The organism is Pseudoalteromonas sp. Z1A2 (genome assembly GCF_011378755.1).
Classification (GTDB): domain Bacteria; phylum Pseudomonadota; class Gammaproteobacteria; order Enterobacterales; family Alteromonadaceae; genus Pseudoalteromonas; species Pseudoalteromonas distincta.
Genome location: NZ_WTKX01000023.1, coordinates 17,000 through 37,111 on the forward strand (window position 1 = coordinate 17,000; position 20,112 = coordinate 37,111).

At 40.3% G+C, this 20,112-nt stretch carries 14 protein-coding genes; 11 read left to right on the forward strand and 3 right to left on the reverse strand.

The window, feature by feature from the left end; all coding sequences use genetic code 11:
• Nucleotides 1–1,860: an alkaline phosphatase D family protein gene (locus GQR47_RS15185; protein ID WP_165724008.1), complete on the forward strand. Its 1,860-nt coding sequence runs from the start codon at nt 1–3 to the stop codon at nt 1,858–1,860.
• A 308-nt stretch (nt 1,861–2,168) separates the two neighbouring features.
• Here the strand turns inward: GQR47_RS15185 and rsmF are convergent, their stop codons facing one another.
• The gene (rsmF, locus tag GQR47_RS15190; protein ID WP_165724010.1) at nt 2,169–3,620 is read right to left on the reverse strand and encodes a 16S rRNA (cytosine(1407)-C(5))-methyltransferase RsmF; all 1,452 of its coding nucleotides are present in this window, start codon (nt 3,618–3,620) and stop codon (nt 2,169–2,171) included.
• 264 nt (nt 3,621–3,884) lie between these two features.
• On the opposite strand from rsmF, the gene GQR47_RS15195 reads away from it, so the two are divergent.
• The 8 genes from GQR47_RS15195 to GQR47_RS15230 all read left to right on the forward strand — a co-directional run bounded on the left by GQR47_RS15195 (nt 3,885) and on the right by GQR47_RS15230 (nt 17,277).
• A complete protein-coding gene (locus GQR47_RS15195; protein ID WP_002962362.1) occupies nt 3,885–4,577 on the forward strand; it encodes a GntR family transcriptional regulator in 693 nt (230 codons plus the stop codon).
• Nucleotides 4,578–4,695: 118 nt separating this feature from the next.
• Nucleotides 4,696–5,574 (forward strand): methylisocitrate lyase, encoded by an 879-nt coding sequence (prpB, locus tag GQR47_RS15200; protein WP_165724011.1) that lies wholly within the window; start codon nt 4,696–4,698, stop codon nt 5,572–5,574.
• Between the two features lie 48 nt (nt 5,575–5,622).
• Entirely contained in the window at nt 5,623–6,750 is a 1,128-nt protein-coding gene (prpC, locus tag GQR47_RS15205; RefSeq protein ID WP_165724013.1) for a 2-methylcitrate synthase, read from the forward strand.
• Between the two features lie 158 nt (nt 6,751–6,908).
• Complete coding sequence (acnD, locus tag GQR47_RS15210; RefSeq protein WP_165724014.1) at nt 6,909–9,518, forward strand: Fe/S-dependent 2-methylisocitrate dehydratase AcnD; 2,610 nt, start codon at nt 6,909–6,911, stop codon at nt 9,516–9,518.
• A gap of 11 nt (nt 9,519–9,529) precedes the next feature.
• Entirely contained in the window at nt 9,530–10,696 is a 1,167-nt protein-coding gene (gene prpF / locus GQR47_RS15215; RefSeq protein ID WP_154903296.1) for a 2-methylaconitate cis-trans isomerase PrpF, read from the forward strand.
• A 501-nt stretch (nt 10,697–11,197) separates the two neighbouring features.
• Nucleotides 11,198–14,233 (forward strand): hypothetical protein, encoded by a 3,036-nt coding sequence (locus GQR47_RS15220; RefSeq protein ID WP_154903295.1) that lies wholly within the window; start codon nt 11,198–11,200, stop codon nt 14,231–14,233.
• Nucleotides 14,234–14,295: 62 nt separating this feature from the next.
• The gene (locus GQR47_RS15225; RefSeq protein ID WP_039489982.1) at nt 14,296–15,387 is read left to right on the forward strand and encodes a hypothetical protein; all 1,092 of its coding nucleotides are present in this window, start codon (nt 14,296–14,298) and stop codon (nt 15,385–15,387) included.
• 9 nt (nt 15,388–15,396) lie between these two features.
• Complete coding sequence (locus tag GQR47_RS15230; protein ID WP_154903293.1) at nt 15,397–17,277, forward strand: hypothetical protein; 1,881 nt, start codon at nt 15,397–15,399, stop codon at nt 17,275–17,277.
• 134 nt (nt 17,278–17,411) lie between these two features.
• Here GQR47_RS15230 and GQR47_RS15235 read toward each other — a convergent pair whose 3' ends face one another.
• Together GQR47_RS15235 and GQR47_RS15240 are read right to left on the reverse strand one after the other, a co-directional pair.
• A complete protein-coding gene (locus tag GQR47_RS15235; protein WP_002961594.1) occupies nt 17,412–18,053 on the reverse strand; it encodes a CPBP family intramembrane glutamic endopeptidase in 642 nt (213 codons plus the stop codon).
• Nucleotides 18,054–18,119: 66 nt separating this feature from the next.
• Nucleotides 18,120–18,695: an inner membrane-spanning protein YciB gene (locus GQR47_RS15240; RefSeq protein WP_154903291.1), complete on the reverse strand. Its 576-nt coding sequence runs from the start codon at nt 18,693–18,695 to the stop codon at nt 18,120–18,122.
• A 191-nt stretch (nt 18,696–18,886) separates the two neighbouring features.
• Here GQR47_RS15240 and GQR47_RS15245 point away from each other — a divergent pair, with 191 nt between their 5' ends.
• Both GQR47_RS15245 and GQR47_RS15250 read left to right on the forward strand, forming a co-directional pair.
• Nucleotides 18,887–19,156 carry an HU family DNA-binding protein gene (locus GQR47_RS15245; protein ID WP_007375441.1) on the forward strand — a complete coding sequence of 90 codons (270 nt, stop codon included), beginning with the start codon at nt 18,887–18,889 and terminating at the stop codon, nt 19,154–19,156.
• Between the two features lie 364 nt (nt 19,157–19,520).
• A complete protein-coding gene (locus GQR47_RS15250; protein WP_024595007.1) occupies nt 19,521–20,099 on the forward strand; it encodes a type 1 glutamine amidotransferase domain-containing protein in 579 nt (192 codons plus the stop codon).
• Nucleotides 20,100–20,112: the final 13 nt, after the last annotated feature.

Sequence of the window (20,112 nt, forward strand, 5' to 3'; positions counted from 1 at the left end):
ATGATTACTCACACGGCAAACCTTCCTATTTTACTAATGGGGCCAATGGTGCGCCGTGCAGAGCAAACTGGAGTCTGTATTCAGTTTGCTACCTCCAAGCCTGCAAACTGCCAAATAAACTTATTAAATGTTGAGTGTTATAGCGATCAACATACGGTTTCTTTAGGCGAACATTTATACCTGCATTTCGTTATTATAAAGCCAATAGACAACAAACTCCCTGTAGATAGCTTATTAAGCTATGAACTTATAATTGACGATACAGCAATCGATTTATCCCCTTGGTGCTATAGCAATCAAACAACGCCTGCATTTGTAATCCCCGATAAACTCAGTGATATTTTGCATGGCTCGTGCCGTAATGCACATCACCCAGCAAAAGACAGCTTAGTGTCTGCAAGTCACTGGCAAAATACTCAGCGTGGTAATAATAACCAAGGCGCACAATTGCTATTACTGAGCGGCGATCAGGTTTATGCCGATGACGTAGCAGGCCCCATGTTATTAGCTATTCATCAGTTAATTAAAGTCTTAGGTATCTATAAAGAGCAACCACTTGCCATTGAGCTACCGGATGATATAAATGAGCAACTTTATAATCGCCATTTGTTTTTACCAAAAACGCCTTGGCAAAAACGCTCAAAATTAGGTGTTGGTTACTGGCTAAAAAAAGACGAACCTCATTTTTCAAGCGTAAAAGCCTACAATCACCTTATCCATTTTGAAGAATACATTGCACTTTATTTATTAAATTTTAGTGCTGCTGCTTGGCAATGCGTTGATATACAAAACACAACGTATTTAGGTCAAAGCGAGCAAAACAAAACTATTTTTGACGCTGAAAAAACAGCACTGATTGATTATGCAAAAGGCTTAAGTGAAGTAGAGCGATTGTTTGCCAATGTATCTACATTAATGATGTTTGACGATCATGATGTAACTGATGATTGGAACCTCACCGCTGGGTGGGAGCAAGCTATAAATGAAAACCCAAGTAGTAAACGAATCATTAATAACGGTTTAATTAGTTATTGGCTTTTTCAAGGAATGGGGAACGATGCACTAAATAAAACAGGCGAGTTACTAACACCTTTTAAGCAAAGCCGTACTGTTAATAATTTATGGCAGTTTAAAGCATTTGATAAACCACTAAACGATTTTAGTTTTTGGCATTATGAGTTAACAACAACCCCAAAAGTAGTGGTGCTAGATACACGTACGCACCGTTGGCGAAATGAGCAAAACTTTAACGAGCCTTCAGGCCTACTTGATTGGGAGCGTTTAACAGAGCTTGAAGAAAGCCTATTAAGCCACGATCAGGTTATTATTGTATCGCCAGCCCCTGTATTTGGTGTTAAATCAATAGAAGCCATTCAAGCCATGTTTAACATATGTGGCCAACCGCTCATGGTTGACGTAGAAAACTGGATGGCGCACGAAGGCTCAGCCAAAAAGCTACTCGATACTTTTAGACGCACCGACACCCCAAACGAAACCCTTATTTTATCGGGTGATGTACATTACTCATTTTGCTTTTCGGTGCAAAAGCGTTTTGGCGATCATCCCAATCGAATTTGGCAACTTACCGCCAGCGGTATTAAAAACGAGTTCCCGCGTAAATTAATAAACATACTCGATAAGCTCGACTCAATTTTATACGGCCCAAAAAGTCCCTTAAACTTTTTTACCAAACGTTGGCATATGGAAGTAGATAAGCACCAAACCATAGGTGAAGGGCAAAAATACTTAGTAAGCGACTCAGCTATTAGTTTAATAACACTAGAGCAGGGGAATTTAGCCCGATATCAACTTATACACGGTGAAGGGCATTTAACTGAGTTTGATTTAGAGAAACAGTAAGTTGCTCACCTACAAGTTAATTGTAGATAAGGACCCTTGGTAAAGCGTTTGAAAAAAGTAAAACGTAGTACTGTTTAGATAAGAACCTACAAATAAAAACGCTCAGAGGCTTATAAAAAGCCTCTGAGCTATAAAGTGACTCTAAATTGAGCCTAGCGTTAACTAAAACACTTTCTTGGTTCATTAGGGAGAAGAAGAAAGTACTTTAAAGTGTAGTAAAACTACTAAATAAAGCATAACTAATTTTGCCCCTTGGTTACATTTGATAACAAAGGATTAGATTAATTATGTGTAATTTGTACTTTAGTTTAACCCCAGCTTATTAACTGCGTATTTTTCACTAGATCTCGTGGTAGTGAATTTTTGATCTTATTTTTTTGCCATTTCCCGAGCCCAATAGGGCAGCCACACAGGGTTAATATCACCTCACCTATTGTTTGAGTTACTTCAGTTAAGCGTATATCTTTACCTTGGAAATAATCATTTGCTTGCTCGTTATTTAACGCGTAAATATTAGTTTTACACTCATTGCCAAATACAGTAGCAAATTCGTGCGTTAGCCTAACGCCATTTTTATGAATAATGCCAATTTGAATACCTAAGCGTGCGTACTTAATTTTATTTTGCACGGCTTCAAACCCCTCAGGAAATAACCACAGTTCTTTGTCACGCTGCATTAGGCTGCCAGGCAGGTTAGTTAACCCAAAATGCTTTTTAAGCGATTGCATAAACGCGACGCTTTGCTTTTTATCAAACTCGTTAAACGGAAACGCGCCTTTTTTAACTGTTTGATTTGGGTTATTGCAACTTGCGTGCTTTTTAAATTTAGCAATAAAAAAGCCTTCGCTGTCGAATGTTTGCGGCCATACATGCAAATAACCTTCACTGGTGGTGGCTTTGCTTGCACCTTCAAATAAATCACTTAGTGACTCAGGCGCTATATAGTCGCCAAATTCACTGAGTAAATAATCGCATACTTGCTGGTTTTCGAGCGGAGTAAGTGTACAGGTTGAATACACTAACGTGCCACCTGGCTTTAATGCGTAAAATGCGCTTTTAATTAAGTCTTTTTGTACCTGGGCTATTTGTATGTTTGATTCTATGGACCAATTTTTTAGTGCGTCGGCGTCTTTACGTACCGTGCCTTCGCCAGAGCATGGCGCGTCTAGTAATATGCTATCAAAGCATTCAAACATGTAGTTGCCAAATATAACGCCATCAAAATGCGAGAGCGCACAGTTGCCTACTCCCATGCGTTTGAGCGTTGCGCTAAGTACTTTTAGGCGCGATGACGAAAGCTCGTTTGCAACAAGCACGCCTTGGTTATCCATAAGTGCTGCAAGTTGCGATGTTTTAGAACCCGGTGCTGATGCCATATCAAGCACGGTGTTATTTTGAGAGTCTGCGAGTTTAATACTTTGCTTTAATGCGATAGGGGGCAGCATTGAACTTGCTTCTTGTACGTACATAGCCCCGCTTAGATGTAAGTCGGTATTACCAAGGGCTAGGTTTTGCTCTTCATCTTCGGGACGTTCTAACCAAAAGCCTTCACTGCACCATGGGATTGGGGTTAGCAGCCAATTTTTTTCAGTTGCACGTTTTACAAATTCTTCAATGCTAATTTTTAATGTATTAACGCGGATAGATTTTCTGAGCGGCTTGCGACACGCATTTAAAAAGTCATCTAAGTTTAGATGCGCTGGTAAATAGGTTTTTACGTCATCAATAAAGTGCTCAGGGATAAAAGTGTTGGCGTTCACGCGTTAGCTCATACTATAAAAATAAAGCGCGATAATAGCATTTATATAATGCATTTTCAGCGCTTAAAGACGTAACATCTGATTTATTGCCCTGTCGACACTTCATTGTTTTAGTCCATTTTAAAACCATTTTATGCGACTTTAGGTTAATAGTGTCGACAATGAGTGTGTTTTTTAGCCATTTTGATAGGTTTGAGGGTTGACATGATTTTTTAATAAGCTCATAGTAACCACACTAATTGTCGACAATCTAAAAAATAACTTATGACACACACATTTTTAAACGAAGCGCCTATAACTACCGCATCAGATCAAGTATTTGTAGATATGCGCCGTGAGATTGTTGAAGGCAGTATAGTTCAAGGGAGTAAAATATCAGAGCCTGAGCTTGCCAAACGTTATGGTGTAAGCCGTGCAACGCTTAGAGAGGCGTTAAATCGCCTAGAAAGTTGCTACCTTGTTGAGCGTAAAGCTAACGTAGGTTGCCGAGTAGTTGCCCTTACCGCTGAGCGCTTGATTGAAGTTTACCAAGTTCGTAGTTCGCTTGAAGGCTTGGCATGTAGACTTGCTGCCGACAATATGGAACCCGAAGAAGTAAAAGGCTTAAAGCAATTACTTAATCAGCACCTACAAACACAGCGTGTTAAAGAGGGCGAATCTTATTATCAAGAAGCCGGCGATTTAGATTTTCATTACCGTATTATTCAAGGCAGTAAAAACGCGCATTTAATTCATTTACTGTGTAATGAGCTCTATCAATTAATACGCATGTACCGTGTACAAATGGGCATGGTGGGGCCGCGTGTATCAAAAGCGTTTGATGAGCATTTAGCGATTATTAACGCCATTGAAAACCACGACGGTGAACTGGCCGAAATGCTCATGAAGCGCCATATCAGTGCATCGCAAGCAAATATCCAAACCAAATTCGACTTATTAGCTAAGCAAAAAGCATAAGCTGCTAAAAGCTAAAAGCTAAAAGCTAAAAGCTAAGCAGAGCAGTTAAACAGTCACAATTACAGATTAAAACTACAAGTTACTCCACGTAGCAACCGTTCAAAGTGAGGAGAAAGTAATGTCAGCAGGATTAAAATTTAAACACGCTATTGCCAATAATCGCCCGTTACAAGTGGTAGGTACTATTAACGCCTACACCGCGATGATGGCAGAAAAAATGGGTCACCAAGCTATTTACCTCTCAGGTGCCGGTGTTGCAAACGCCTCGTTTGGTATGCCTGATTTAGGTATGACAAGCCTTGATAACGTGCTTGAAGATATTCGCCGTATTACTGGTGCGAGCGACTTACCATTACTTGTTGATGCCGATACCGGTTGGGGTGGGGCATTTAATATTGCACGCACAGTAAAAGAAATGACTAAAGCGGGTGCGGCGGGTTTACATATAGAAGACCAAGTAGCGCAAAAACGCTGTGGTCATCGCCCTAATAAAGAAATTGTAAGCCAAGGTGAAATGGTTGACCGCATTAAAGCGGCGGTGGATGCAAAAACCGATAGCGATTTTTATATTATGGCTCGTACCGATGCATTTCAAAAAGAAGGTCTAAACGCCGCGATAGACCGTGCAGCTGCCTGTGTTGAAGCAGGTGCTGACGCTATTTTTGCAGAAGCCGTACACGACCTTGCTGATTACCAAGCATTTGCAAAAGCGATTAACGTTCCAATTTTGGCAAACATTACTGAGTTTGGCCAAACACCAATTTACACAAAAGAGCAGTTAAGCGATGTAGGCGTTGAAATGGTGCTTTACCCACTAAGTGCATTTAGAGCGATGAACAAAGCGGCATTAAACGTGTATTCAGCAATTTTGAATGAAGGCTCGCAACAAAGCCAAATCGAAAATATGCAAACGCGTTCTGAGCTTTACGACTTTTTAGATTACCACACGTACGAGAACACACTCGATACCCTTTTTTCATCAAAATCTGACAAATAATAACTATTAAAATAGATACCACACACAAATTATAGATAGGAGAAGATCATGGTAGATAAAGCATTAGGCGGCGCGGGTTTACGCGGACAAGTGGCTGGTCAAACAGCATTGTGTACTGTTGGACAAAGTGGTTCTGGTTTAACGTATTGTGGTTATGATATTAGCGAACTTGCCGAAAAAGCGCAGTTTGAAGAAGTGTCTTTTTTACTTTCACGCGGTGAGTTACCAACCACAAGCGAATTGGCAGAATATAAAGCTAAACTTAAAAGTTTACGCGGCTTACCAGATGCACTTAAAACCGTGCTTGAAAATATTCCTAAAGACGCGCATCCAATGGATGTAATGCGCACGGGCTGCTCAATGTTGGGTAACCTTGAAATGGAAAATGATTTTAGCGAAGCCAATGATGCAATCGACCGTATGGTTGCTGTGTTCCCAAGTATTATTTGTTACTGGTACCGCTTTACACACGACGGCGTACGCATTGAAACACAAACAGATGACGACTCTGTTGGCGCACATTTTTTAACGCTGTTACACGACAAAGCACCTAGTGAGTTATTTGCACAAGTGATGAACGTATCACTAATTTTATACGCAGAGCACGAGTTTAACGCTTCTACTTTTACAGGGCGTGTGTGTGCATCAACGCTTTCTGATATTCACTCTTGTGTAACAGGTGCAATTGGTACGTTACGTGGGCCATTACATGGCGGCGCCAACGAAGCGGCTATGGATATGATTCAAGGTTTTACAAGTGCAGAGCATGCTGAGCAAGAAGTCATGGGCATGCTTGAACGTAAAGACAAAATAATGGGCTTTGGTCATGCGATTTATCGCGAATCTGATCCACGCAATGTAATTATTAAAAAATGGTCTGAAAAACTAGCGGCAGAGGTGGGCGATACGGTGCTTTACCCTGTGTCTGTTCGTTGTGAAGAGATTATGTGGCGCGAGAAAAAACTGTTTTGTAATGCCGATTTTTTCCATGCATCTGCTTATCACTTTATGGATATTCCGACTAAGTTATTTACGCCAATATTTGTAATGAGCCGCATCACTGGTTGGACTGCACATGTAAAAGAGCAACGCGCTAACAACCGTATTATTCGCCCAAGTGCCGATTACACAGGGCCTGATGCACGCAGTTACACTCCAATCGAATCAAGAAGTTAATTATTTTTAACTAAGGTGAGCCAATGGCTCACCTTTTACGGCTTTAATGCTTTATATAATAAAAACAACTACAAACCTAAAGCCTTTCTTGAAAAATACCAATTGCACTCTCAATAAAATTGGTATTACATCCGTCACCAAATTAGCGAACCCTTACCATGACCATAATTAATAATACCCAATACCGTAGACCTCTACCGGGCTCAAATGTCGACTACTACGATACGCAAGAAGCCGTAGATGCAATTAAGCCAGGTGCATACGCCACGCTACCTTATACATCGCGTGTATTTGCCGAAAACCTAGTACGCCGATGCGATCCTGCCATGTTAACCGATGCACTTAACCAGCTAATTGAGCGAAAGCAAGATTTAGATTTTCCGTGGTATCCGGCGCGCGTGGTCTGCCACGATATTTTAGGGCAAACAGCACTTGTTGATTTAGCTGGGCTTCGTGATGCAATTGCAGCAAAAGGCGGCGACCCGGCAAAAGTGAACCCAGTGGTACCCACACAGTTAATAGTGGATCATTCACTAGCGGTAGAGCATGCCGGTTTTGATCCTGACGCATTTGAAAAAAACCGCGCGATTGAAGACAGACGAAATGATGACCGTTTTCACTTTATAAACTGGACTAAAACTGCGTTTAAAAATATTGACGTTATTCCACCGGGTAACGGCATTATGCATCAAATTAATCTTGAAAAAATGTCGCCGGTTATTCAAAACCGAGATGGCATTGCATTCCCAGATACTTTAGTTGGCACCGACAGCCACACGCCACATGTTGATGCGCTAGGTGTTATTGCTGTGGGTGTAGGCGGGCTTGAAGCTGAAAGCGTTATGCTTGGCCGTGCTTCATATATTCGCTTGCCTGATATTGTTGGTGTTGAGCTAACAGGTAAGCGCCAACCAGGTATTACCGCAACCGATATTGTGTTGGCCATTACTGAATTTTTACGCGAACAACGTGTTGTATCTACTTATTTAGAGTTTTACGGTGAAGGTGCCGATGCGCTTACTCTTGGCGACAGAGCAACCATTTCGAACATGACACCTGAATTTGGCGCAACTGCAGCTATGTTTTATATTGATGATAAAACAATAGATTACTTGCGTTTAACAGGTCGTGAAGAAGAGCAAATTGCCCTTGTAGAAAACTACGCTAAAACAGCAGGCCTTTGGAGCGATAGCTTAAAAACTGCAAAATATGAGCGTGTACTTAAGTTTGATTTATCAAGCGTGGGGCGCAATATTGCGGGTCCATCTAATCCGCACCGCCGTGTATCGACAAGCGATTTAGCTAAAGAGGGTATTTCGGGCGTTGTTGAAAATGAAGAAGGCTTAATGCCAGACGGCGCATGTATTATTGCTGCTATTACTAGCTGTACTAATACCAGTAACCCACGTAATGTAATTGCCGCTGCACTGCTTGCCCGTAACGCAAATGCTAAGGGTTTAATGCGTAAACCTTGGGTTAAAACCTCATTAGCACCGGGCTCAAAAGCGGTGCAATCATACCTTGAAGATGCAAACCTACTAACAGAGCTCGAGCAACTGGGCTTTGGCATTGTTGGTTTTGCGTGTACTACCTGTAATGGTATGAGCGGGGCGCTTGACCCTGTTATTCAAAAAGAAGTAATCGAACGTGATTTATACGCAACGGCTGTACTTTCTGGCAATCGTAACTTTGATGGACGCATTCATCCTTATGCTAAGCAAGCATTTTTAGCGTCACCTCCTTTAGTTGTTGCGTACGCCATTGCAGGTACTATTCGCTTTGATATTGAAAAAGGGGTACTTGGGCAAGATCAACAAGGCAACGACATTACGCTTAAAGATTTATGGCCATCAGATGAAGAGATTGACGCAGTAATTAAGCAAAGCGTTAAGCCAGAGCAATTTAGAAAAGTATACGAGCCTATGTTTAATTTAACCGTAGATTACGGTGAAGATAACGATCCACTCTACGATTGGCGCCCAGAAAGCACCTACATCCGTCGCCCTCCTTATTGGGAAGGTGCACTTGCGGGTGAGCGCACAATGACTGGTATGCGTGCGCTTGCAGTACTTGGCGATAACATTACAACGGATCATTTATCGCCATCAAATGCAATTATGGCAAGTAGTGCTGCTGGCGAATACCTGACCAAAATGAATGTGCCAGAGGAAGACTATAACTCGTACGCAACGCACCGGGGCGATCATTTAACAGCGCAGCGCGCAACATTTGCAAACCCAAAACTACTTAATGAAATGGTGCTTGATGAAAACGGCGACGTTAAGCAAGGTTCTTACGCACGCTTAGAGCCACAAGGCACTAACACACGTATGTGGGAAGCAATCGAAGCCTATATGGAGCGTAAACAACCGCTTATTATTGTAGCCGGTGCCGATTACGGTCAAGGTTCGTCGCGCGATTGGGCTGCAAAAGGCGTAAGACTTGCAGGCGTTGAAGTAATCGCAGCTGAGGGCTTTGAGCGTATTCACCGTACTAACTTAATTGGTATGGGGGTTTTACCGCTTGAGTTTAAAGCAGGCACAACGCGTAAAACCCTAAAGCTGGATGGCAGTGAAACGTACAATGTAACGGGTGATTTAAAACCAGGCGCCACCGTTAATTTAAGTATTACCCTTAAAGATGGTGAAGTGCTTACTGTGCCTATGAAGTGCCGTATAGATACCCAAGAAGAGCTTTCTATTTACGCGGCTGGTGGTGTGTTACAACGCTTTGCTCAAGACTTTTTAGAAGCAACGCAATCTGCATAAGGGCAAACACTATGTTTAAACCGCAAATTAAAGTGCCTGCAACCTATATGCGTGGCGGCACCAGTAAAGGTGTGTTTTTTAATTTAACTGATTTGCCAAAGCCTGCTCAAGTAGCAGGCGAGGCGCGCGATAATTTATTACTGCGTGTTATTGGCAGCCCAGATCCGTACGGCAAACAAACGGATGGAATGGGCGGCGCTACATCAAGCACCAGTAAAACCGTAATCCTAAGTAAAAGTGAGCAAGCCGAGCACGATGTTGATTACTTGTTTGGTCAAGTGGCGATAGATAGACCTTTTGTGGATTGGAGCGGTAACTGCGGCAACTTAACGTCAGCAGTCGGAGCTTTTGCCATTAATAATGGTTTGGTCGATAAAAACCGAGTACCTAATAACGGTGTTGCTATTGTGCGTGTGTGGCAGGCTAATATTAAAAAAAGCATATTAGTGCATGTCTCTATGACCAATGGCGAAGTACAAGAAACCGGCGACTTTGAGCTCGATGGCGTTACATTTGCTGCAGCTGAAGTAAAACTTGAATTTATAGACCCGGCTGATGGCGATGGCGCGTTATTCCCAACAGGTAACGTAGTTGATGACTTAGAAGTACCAGGTGTTGGTACTTTAAAAGCCACGATGATAAATGCAGGTATTCCTACTGTATTTATTAACGCCGCTGATATTGGTTATACCGGCACAGAGCTGCAAGACGATATAAATAACGATGTTGCAGCGCTTAAAAAGCTTGAAACCATTCGTGCTTATGGCGCCGTTAAAATGGGCTTAATCACTAATATTAGTGAAGCACAGGCTCGTCAACATACGCCAAAGGTTGCGTTTGTTGCAGCGCCTTTAGATTACACTGCATCTAGCGGTAAAGTTATTGAGGCTGCCAACATTAACTTACTCGTGCGCGCAATGTCGATGGGTAAACTGCACCACGCCATGATGGGCACAGCCGCTGTAGCTATTGGCACGGCTGCGGCTATTGAGGGCACACTTGTTAATATAGCCGCTGGTGGCGGCGCATTGAGTGAAGTTAACTTTGGTCATCCGTCGGGCACGCTAAAAGTAGGTGCTGAGGCTAAAAATAATGCTGGCAACTGGCTAGTTACCAAAGCAAGTATGAGCCGAAGTGCACGTGTATTAATGGAAGGAGTTGTAAGAGTCCCTTACTAATCACAGGTGAAGTTAAGCGTAACTAAACATTTATTTTAGTTAAGCAAACAAATTTTATAAACGTTTGCTTAGCTAAAGTAAAACCTACTCACACTCGGTAGAAATAATCCTTTTTCATTAATTTTTCGAATTATCGTCTTTTTTCGCTCTCATCCACCGCATTTACTTGAAGAATATAATTAACAAACTAGATTATATGTAATATTCATTTAATAAAGTGAATATATTGTATCAATATGTGCTGGTTCTTTATGAGTGTCTATAGGTTATTGAATAATAGAGATGCTGATAAAGAAGTAGCTCATAGAATAAAGATAAATACTTCTATAAAACGTATAAATATGTAGCATAACTATATAGCTTAATGGTATTTTTAATGTTCTAGTAACAAAAGTTATGATTGTGTACTTTTTTGATGCTTTTTGAATATAAAAGCTTACATAAATCACTATCAACTAAACTAATTTCTGATACTCATTCCAGGCTATCAAGGAGAAATAAATGGTAAAGCGTACGATCAAATTTACACCTATTGCAGCTTCAGTTGCACTTACATTAGGCTTAACAGCATGTGGTTCTGATAACGACAGAAATATTCCTGTTACACCTGTAGAATCTTTCACTGCAACGGGCGATGCACAATTTAACATTGAAGTAACAGGTAAAGCAGTTAAAGGTTCAATGAAAAGTGCAGTAGTAACTGTAATGACTTTAGATGCATCTGGTCAAAGCGTTCCTGTTGCATTTCGCTCAGCTGCTTCAGCAGAGGCTGAGTCTTTTTCTGAAGAAGCACTATCACAAGATGCTGCAGATGCAGCGGTAGAAGCAAGTAAAATTGCCGCTAACCCTGAAGTGCTAACTGATGAAAACGGTCGTTACAGCATCTACCTAGATGATGATTTTACTGGACCTGTTTACATTACTGTTAAAACGTCTGAAGAAGGCGATGATAGCTTTTTACGTTGTGATGCTTACGTAGGTTGTGGCACTTACGATGAAGCGCCAGAAGTTGACGACGAAAATGATGGCGATACTGATATTGAGTTTGGCGAATGGTACAAAACTGACCTAGAGCTTTCTGTTGTTAAGTTTATTCCAGCTGTTGAAGCAGATACATCTGGAGCGAGCGGTGCAGCTGGCGACGATAATGTTATAGGTTCTTATAAAGCTAATGTTACTTTTTTAACATCGTTAGTGGCAGGTCTTCTTCTTGACTCAGGTTCAAGTGTAGATGAAGACGCTATTGCTACAGCTAGCTTAAACACTGTTGTACAAGTAATGGGTCAAGACGCAGCACTTTTACTTTCTGCTATTATTGGCGATTTATCTAACGGCGGCGCTGTAGATTTAAGCAATGTTGATGGCGAAGAAGAACTTACTGACGGTATTTTAGCAATTGCACAGCTTTCATCTTCAATTCAAGGTTTACCTTCAATTGGTGATGTAATGAGCAGCATTAAAGCTGGTATTAAATCAGGCCAGTTTAAAGGTAATACTGACGCTGGCATTGCTGCAATAGCTACAATGTTACAAACAGCAATTACAAATACTGCAAACATTTTTGTTGCTGTAGCAACGGGTGATGAAACTGCAATTGAAAACGCTTTAAAAGCGGCATTCTCTATTAACAACCCTAATGCAACACAAGCACAAATTGATGCGTTTGCCGCTAATTCAGTAGGTATTGCTAAAAAAGCAAAAGCAGCTAAAGACAAAGCTGTTAAAAATGGTGCAGCAACTGATGCCGGCCTTGCAGCCGCTGCAGTAAAAGTTAAAAAAGCACTAGAAGTAATTGGTTGTACTGGTGCAGAGTGTACAGTTGGAGATGATTTTTATACAGCTCTAGCAGCTGCTTTAACAGTAGAAGTTACAGCTTCACAAACTGCACTTACTGCATTAGAAATGGATATTGAAACAGCTCAAAGTTCACTTGCTGATGTTCAAGCAATGGGTGGCGATGCTCTTACAGCTGATAACGCAGCTGCATTTGTAAGCGCTGTAACATTACTGAAAAATGAAGCTGCTACTGCTGGTTTAACAGCTAAAGCGGGTTCTATTTTTGTTAAATCACAAGGTTATGTAACTGCTGCAAAAGCGTTAGTTACTCAAAGCTCTGATTACCAACAGATTCTTGATTCTGCAACGTCTTTACAAACAGATGCAGGTGTTGCTGTAACTGACACCGTTGCATACGACGCTGCATTAGCTGCACTAGTAGCGGAAGCAGAAGCAGCGATTGAAACGTTTGATATTGCTCTTGCTGCAGCAAAACTAGTTGCTGAAGACACTGCAGACGTTGCTGATGAGAAAAAATCAGCAGCAGACACAGCTGAAGCAGCTTCTACAAGCGCACTTGCTAACGCAGAAGGTGCAATGGTAGATACAGCCGCAAACGCAACTGAAGCTCTTGAGCTTGCAATGACTGCTGTTACTGCTGCGTCTGATTTTGCTGCTGCTGTTGATGCACTTGAAATTGCTATTGAGCAAGCACTTGTTGCTGCTAATGCTTACCTAGACCTTGAAGGCGAAGGCGCACAAGCAATGATTGATGCGCTTACAGCTATGCAAACAGCTGCTGAAGCTCAAGGTGAACTAGCTAGCGACCAATTTGTAACAGCTTATAACCTACAACTTGTTGCTGAAGCGGCGGTTGCTAAACTTGAAGTACTAACTTCTGTTAAAGCTACATCAGAGTCATTATCGACTATGACTGTCCTTACTAACACTGGCGGTCAAGCGGTTATCGATGCAGCAGATGTTCTTGCTGACGTAATTGATGAATTAGCTGAAATGGGTAACTCAGGTGAAGGTACTTCTACTCGTCAACCTGATTGGTCATATAACTATGACTTAGATGCGTTAGTTTTAGAATTAGAGAACGAAACTACCGGTGAAATGATCAGTGCTTCAGCTTCATACCAAGGCGAGCAATTAGTTGTTGCTTGGGGCGCTACATTAATGGGTGAAAATGACGCAACTGTTTCACTTGTTACTGCTGATACACAAGCACAAGCACTTGAAGATTGTGTTGATTTTGCTGCAGGCACAATTGATGCTACTCAAATTGATTCATGTTTAATATTCACATTTGACGGTGCAGTAAATGCTGACACAATTGATGATGCTGAAATTATCGATACGCAAGCTTGGAACCACGTTGAAATTATGGACGGTGATTCTGGTTTCACTGGTATGCTAAACCTTACTGCAACTGAAGAATCAGATTCTTCAAGTATTACACTTGAAGGTATGTCTGGCGACTTAGACTTTAAAGTAATGGGTATGGTTGACAGTAGTGGTGATGAAGATGAAAGTACATTAGAAGTTATGGTTAAAGGTGACGCAGCAATGGGTTACACATTATCTCTAACTGGTATGGAATCTACAGGTTACACTGGTGATGTTAAAGCTATGTACAATGGCGAAATGATGTCATTTGGTACTGCTTCTAAAGTTACTAACGGTGTATCTATCACTTACATCGATGGTGATGTAGTGCCTTACACTGATGTTGATTTAATTGATTCATCTAAGTAATATTTAAACTATAAAAGGGGAAAGCAGCGCTTTTCCCTTTTTTTATAGAAAGCGATTAAATTATGAAAAAAAAAATTCTCTTGTTAGGATTTTCAACAGCTTTTATTTCTCCTCTTGCTTCCGCAGATAACCAATTTCAAATATTTACTCATTTTGACGCAGAAATTTATACTGAAGCACAACCAGTACAAGCCTTTGTAGATGATTTTGATGCACCATTAAAATCGGGTGACAGTGCATTTACCTATAATATTTTTGAAGTGGGTGTTGGCTACGGTAATTTTAAAGTGGGTTTACAAAGTCGTTATGACTATGTTCTTAACTTTGATCCTGATACAGCTAAATATACTCATACCGAAAAGAATGATTTAGAGTTTGAAGATAGATTTTATACCTATTACCTCGATGCTAAACAAGCAACGTCTAATGGTGTATTTGTATCTTATGATTTTAAATTTTTAGATAAAAATGCATTAACAATAACACCTAAGCTTTCTGTTTTTGCCAGCTCACACTATCAAGATGCGACAGTAAATGGTGAGATTTTTAGTGATGAAGTTGAAGGTGCTGTAACTGTCGATTACAACTTTTCAAAAGATATTTTATTTAAAGAATTTACACCTTCACAAAAGCCAGAAGGGCTAGGCTATAGCCTAGATATTTTTGCCGATTGGCAAGTAAATGATGAGCTTAAAGTTGGTTTTAGCGTAAAAGATTTGCTCTATAAAACTCAGTACGAAGACAGCGGCTCTGTAAAGGGTCAAACGACTGAAATTCCATTTAGCGAAGATGACAACGGCGATATTATTACTCAGCCAACAGTTTCATTAAAAACATCTGCATTTGGAAATACGGTATCTCATGATTTCGAAATGGAAATGCGACTACAAGCATTTGCCGATTACAGAATAAACGACCGATTTTCGACTCAGTTAACTTTAAAACGTTACGATAAAGACACGTTTAGCCAATTAAAAGGCCGTATTCACTTTTGGGATCATTGGCGAGTACAAGCAGGCTACGAAACAAAAAGCGAAGCATTTTTAGTTGGTATAGAAAACGAATATTTTGGTCTTAATTTACAAACTGATAGCCTAGATTTAGATAAAGCCTATTATGCGAATGTGAATTGGTACGTGAACATTAAGTTTTAAGGAATGAAGATGTTAAAACAAATTATACCTTTAGGGGTCGCTATTGCATTGGCAGGTTGTGGTTCTTCATCAGACAGTGACAGTTCAGAATCTGTTGCAGTGAGTGAAATTGCTACATCTTCTTCTGTGAGTTTTTATGTATCTAATTGGCAATCACCACAGGGCACGCTTAATGTTTTAGATAGCGATGGGGTGGTGCAAGAATCAATTGAAGTCGAAAACATCAATACTGCGAGTGTAAGTGTAACTCCACTTACTTTTAATAGTTTTGAGTTTATACCTAGCGATACAGCTCTACCTTGTCCGCGATTTACAGGGTGTGGCAGAACTGTGCGTGGTGATGTAAATGACTTAAACGCAAACCGGTTAATCGACTACCAAGAATTGACAACCGTTACCCTTAATTACAAAGCGGATGCATTTAGTGCACCGGGTGTAAATAAGGTTTATTTATCGCCATTGAGTAAAGCAATTACAGAAGAAGGCTTTAGTGCTACACAGGCGAGTTTATCAGCCACGCCTTTTTATCATTTAACGCACAGTAATTTAAATGCAAGTGTTGAAGCAGAAATGGTGACAAATGCCTTCACCTACGCGGCAATTTTAGCTGGTGTTGCTGATAGTTCGTTTAGTGTTGAAAGTGCTTTTAATGCATTTACTAACTTGGAGACTGACCAGCAAGCTTGGCAAGATTACAGCGACTTAGCAGCGCAGTATGTTACAGACAACTTATTTAGCGACCAAGGTAATGCTTTGCTGAAAAATGTAGCTGGTCAAGTTAAGCAAACGATTGCAAGTGTAACTACATTTGCAAATTGGCAGGCTCGCTCAGCAGAAGTGCAAAGCTTAGACTCAAGAGAGTTACTTGTTGATACGCGAAATATAATTGGTGTTGCAAGACTTCAAGAAAAAAGCTATTCAGATGAATTAGACGCAAAATTTACTGAGCTTGAAGGTGCGTTTGATGAAGATACACAAAGAACCCTTGATGCACTTAGTAATGCTTTAAACGAAGTTATCACAAATTATTCACCACTAGCTGATGGCTCTACACCATCAGGGCAATATAAGCTTCGTGATTTAGATATTGATTACAACCAATCACCTTATACTTGGGCTATTACTGGCACATATGATGAGTTACCTATAACCATTGATTTATCAATTCCAACTTTCAGAGTAAGTGGTGTATTAGGTAATAAAATCGAAGGTGTAATGAGCGCAACGGTCACAAATGGTACTACGGTATTAAGTGTGGATGTAAGTGAGTTGCTGATTGAGTTTGATGGCATAGATGCTCAAAGTGAATTAAACCCAGAAGCCGATACGGGTATTACACAGGTAACGACCAACGTAATTATCAATAAAGCAGCGGGTAAACTCGAAGGTGATTTATCAGTAAACTTAAATCGTTTTGTTAATTCACTAGGTGAGGAGTCAACCACGTTATCTACTTTTGATTTTAATGGTGATTACGTAAGTGACATTCAAAGCACTGCATTTCATATCACAGCAGTAGAGGCTTCGCCTTTTGTTGGTGAAGATAATGACGATTTAGCATTTACTTTTGAATTAGATTTTCCATTGAGTGGTGCAAGCGATTTTAAATTTGCGTACGTAGGCGATGTGGAAAACTTATCAGAACTTACTTCTACAGATATATTTGTTAGCATACAAAATCGCGCGTTAGATTTACGTATTCGTGATGTTAGTGGCAACATTAATCTAATAGCGAAAGGCGAAAATGGACGTTGGTTAGATGTAAAGCAAAAGGGCCGTAATTACAGTGGCGGTTTATATGTTGGTGATACTAAACTAGCTGATGTTACTGCAGTGCGTGGTATTCCTGGTGTTTTATTTCCAAATGGTGAGTTTGAGTCGTTATTTTAACCATTAGATTAAATAATTAAAAACTCAGCATATGCCTTACAGCTCAGCGCTTTTTGCGATGAGTGAAGTGTTTTTATAACTATTCGAAATCCGGTATTAGTTTTCTAGTATCGGATTTTTTAATGTTTGTTATATTAGTTAAATGCGCCTGAATCGAGGTAGCTGCCAATCCCGAGTGTAAACATCCATAGCCCCCATAAGCTGTGTTCAATAACACACACGACCGTTGAGCGGCTTTGTGCGTAGGTATACGCAAACAGTAAACCGCCCAAAAAGGCTAAGGCTACTGCAATCCAATTTGCATACACAATATGCGCCAGCGCAAATACACTCGCACTGACTACAATACGCACTGCTTTTTTTGGCATGATGCGTTTATAACGATGAAAAAAATACGTTCGGAATATTAATTCTTGAGGAATAACCGACAGTATTGGATACAGCACCAACAGTAAAAGCCAATCATTAAACGAGTTACGGGGAAGGGTAAACCAGTTGCCTTGATGAATAATCCCGTAAAACATGCCTGAGAACAGCGCACCTAAAAAAAAGAAGCTAAACACACGCCTTTTAACAGCAGAAAATTGCCCAAGGCTTGTGAGTCTAAACCGTTTAAAATGGGGATCGCCTAGTAGCAACATACAACACACACTCATAAGTATAATAAGCGCAGGGATAAGCCAATTAGCTAAATGCTCGCGTAATCCAAAACCCAACAAGGGCAGCAATATAAAAATGAGGGTAAATTCAAACCAGCGGTATTGATTAGCGTTCAAGGTCGTCTCAACTTGCTTTTTTTAATAAGCTAACAAGCTAAGACGACACTTTTATGACGAGGGGGCTTACTTTGCTGTTTCCTCTTCATCAGGGAGGTATTTGTACAAGGCAATAATGGTGGCAAAAATGCTTACAAAAGTAATACCCATTAAACCAAACACTTTAAAGTTAACCCAAAAGTCGAGCGAAAAATTGTATGCAATATAAATGTTTAGTGCCGCTATACCAGCAGTTATAACAACCCACATTAGGTTAAGCTTATCCCATAATGGTTCTGGGACAACAATGGCTTGTTTTGTATCATTAGCGTTTTCGAGGATTGAGCTAAGCGCTTTTTTAACGAGATTTTTATTAAGTACATAACGGCTAACAAGTAACGTTAAACTTAAACCTGCATATATCAGTGTTGCTTTCCATTTAATGTATTGCTCATCATGAAGTACCAGCGTTAGCGTACCAAACACGGCAGCAATGCTAAAAAATATCCAATGACGAGTAGGCACATTGCCATGTTTAAAGTAGCTATAAGCAACTTGAATAAGCGTAGTGGCCATTAATAAACCGGTAGCCCAATAAATATCGACGAGTTTAAACACTGCAAAAAACAGTATGAGTGGAATGTATTCAATTAATGCGTGCATATACTACCTAAATTATACAAAAAAGAGTCTAAGGCTTTTTACCACATAAAGCTTAGCAACTACAAGGTTGACTTGTTGCCCTGTAACCCTTAGCCTGCGTGGCTTTATTACCAATTTGGTTTGGTATTTTTCATATCATCATATTCCCACGCTTAACCAACACTGATTTGGCGTGTATTTAGGAGCCTAAAATGAATAAAGCAGAACTCGTTGCTGCCATTGCACACAAAAGTGAATTAACAAAAAAAGATTCTCAAGCGGCACTTTCAAGCTTGCAAAAAGTCATTACTAAATCGCTTTCTGAGGGCGATCAAGTTCAAATTAATGGCTTTGGTACCTTTGCGCTAAGTTATTACCCAGCGCGTACTGGGCGTAACCCACAAACAGGGGCTGCAATTGAAATAGAAGGCGCAAATAAAGCGGTTTTTAAACCAGCTAAGGCGTTAAAAGATCTGCTTTAAATAGCATTACTTAGCTTGGTCGTTGATTGAGCTTTGCGTGGAGTTATTAAACATAAAATTATGGGCTTTGCCCATCACGCCAACAAGTTGTGCGTCTACAAAATAAACATAATGCCGAGCGTTAGTTGTAGGCGTTGAGCTTGCTCACGCGAGAAGCGAAGCTTCTGTATTTAAATCACCGAGTATCAAAGCCGTATTTATATCTCCTCTATGTACATTATTCATAATCTCTAAATAATTTACATGGCATTATAAATCCTACTTAGATTAAATCCTTTATTTTCAATTGCTTGTTATCGGCACGCATCGTGCTTTTTTGATTGTGTATTTTAAATATACCTTTTAAGAAAATAAGGAGATCTCAATGAGTACATTACAAACAAGCACACGTTTACAAGGCAAAAAAATCGCAATTTTAGCCACTGATGGATTTGAGCAAAGTGAGCTTTTATCTCCACGCAGCGCATTACTTGATGCTGGTGCAAACATCGAAATAGTATCAATTAAAGAAGGCCAAATTACTGGCTGGGATGAAGACAAGTGGGGCGATAAAGTAACAGTAGATAAACTAGTTACAAACGCGGATCCTGCTGATTACGACGCGCTTATGCTTCCTGGTGGTTTATTTAATCCAGACAGTTTACGCCAAGATAAAGATGCTAAAGCATTTATTGATGGATTTTTTGGTGCAGAAAAAAACAAACCCGTTGCTGCTATTTGCCACGCACCGTGGTTGTTAGCTGAAATTAATAAATTGCGCGACCGTACCATTACTTCTTTTCCTAGTATTAAAAGCGATTTAATTAATGCAGGTGCTAATTGGGTTGACCAAGAAGTATGTGTAGACCAAGGTTTGGTAACAAGCCGAAGCCCAGCTGATTTAGAAGCATTTAATGCTAAGTTTATTGAAGAGATTTTAGAGGGTAAACACCAAGCTCACTAATTTGCTTTTCAAA

What these genes read in the sequence shown, in the direction of transcription:
- prpF (WP_154903296.1), top strand. Translation starts at nt 9,530, where the DNA reads ATGTTTAAACCGCAAATTAAAGTGCCTGCAACCTATATGCGTGGCGGC.
- GQR47_RS15195 (WP_002962362.1), top strand. Translation starts at nt 3,885, where the DNA reads ATGACACACACATTTTTAAACGAAGCGCCTATAACTACCGCATCAGAT.
- GQR47_RS15225 (WP_039489982.1), top strand. Translation starts at nt 14,296, where the DNA reads ATGAAAAAAAAAATTCTCTTGTTAGGATTTTCAACAGCTTTTATTTCT.
- GQR47_RS15220 (WP_154903295.1), top strand. Translation starts at nt 11,198, where the DNA reads ATGGTAAAGCGTACGATCAAATTTACACCTATTGCAGCTTCAGTTGCA.
- prpB (WP_165724011.1), top strand. Translation starts at nt 4,696, where the DNA reads ATGTCAGCAGGATTAAAATTTAAACACGCTATTGCCAATAATCGCCCG.
- GQR47_RS15240 (WP_154903291.1), bottom strand. Translation starts at nt 18,695, where the DNA reads ATGCACGCATTAATTGAATACATTCCACTCATACTGTTTTTTGCAGTG.
- GQR47_RS15230 (WP_154903293.1), top strand. Translation starts at nt 15,397, where the DNA reads ATGTTAAAACAAATTATACCTTTAGGGGTCGCTATTGCATTGGCAGGT.
- GQR47_RS15185 (WP_165724008.1), top strand. Translation starts at nt 1, where the DNA reads ATGATTACTCACACGGCAAACCTTCCTATTTTACTAATGGGGCCAATG.
- prpC (WP_165724013.1), top strand. Translation starts at nt 5,623, where the DNA reads ATGGTAGATAAAGCATTAGGCGGCGCGGGTTTACGCGGACAAGTGGCT.
- acnD (WP_165724014.1), top strand. Translation starts at nt 6,909, where the DNA reads ATGACCATAATTAATAATACCCAATACCGTAGACCTCTACCGGGCTCA.
- GQR47_RS15245 (WP_007375441.1), top strand. Translation starts at nt 18,887, where the DNA reads ATGAATAAAGCAGAACTCGTTGCTGCCATTGCACACAAAAGTGAATTA.
- GQR47_RS15250 (WP_024595007.1), top strand. Translation starts at nt 19,521, where the DNA reads ATGAGTACATTACAAACAAGCACACGTTTACAAGGCAAAAAAATCGCA.